Origin of the sequence: Paraburkholderia madseniana, assembly GCF_009690905.1 — a bacterium.
GTDB lineage: Bacteria > Pseudomonadota > Gammaproteobacteria > Burkholderiales > Burkholderiaceae > Paraburkholderia > Paraburkholderia madseniana.
On record NZ_VOSW01000341.1, the window covers coordinates 1 to 264 of the forward strand.

The 264-nt window shown below is 54.9% G+C and carries 1 pseudogene; it reads right to left on the reverse strand.

From position 1 onward, the window contains the following. Positions 1–127: 127 nt before the first annotated feature. Positions 128–264 (reverse strand): annotated as a pseudogene (locus FSO04_RS46100) (IS66 family transposase); the annotation flags it as partial.

The window sequence follows — 264 nt, forward strand, 5'->3', positions numbered from 1 at the left end:
TTCAGCAATCGCAGGATATCGCGTGCCGAACAACGCTTGTCGACGCGGAACGCGCTGCATGTAACCTCTCCGGACCTTGCATAATTCCGTAGCGCGGATAAGAGCGCTTAGAGAAGCATTTCGATAACCGTTCGATCACGTTGTTATCGATTGGCGCGCGTCCGTCGTTCACATAGCGGCTGAGGTATGTCCACTGGTTGCGCGTATATGAGATCGCCTTGCCCAGCAGGCTCTCGGGAAGAATCTGCGGCGCTTGTTCATCGA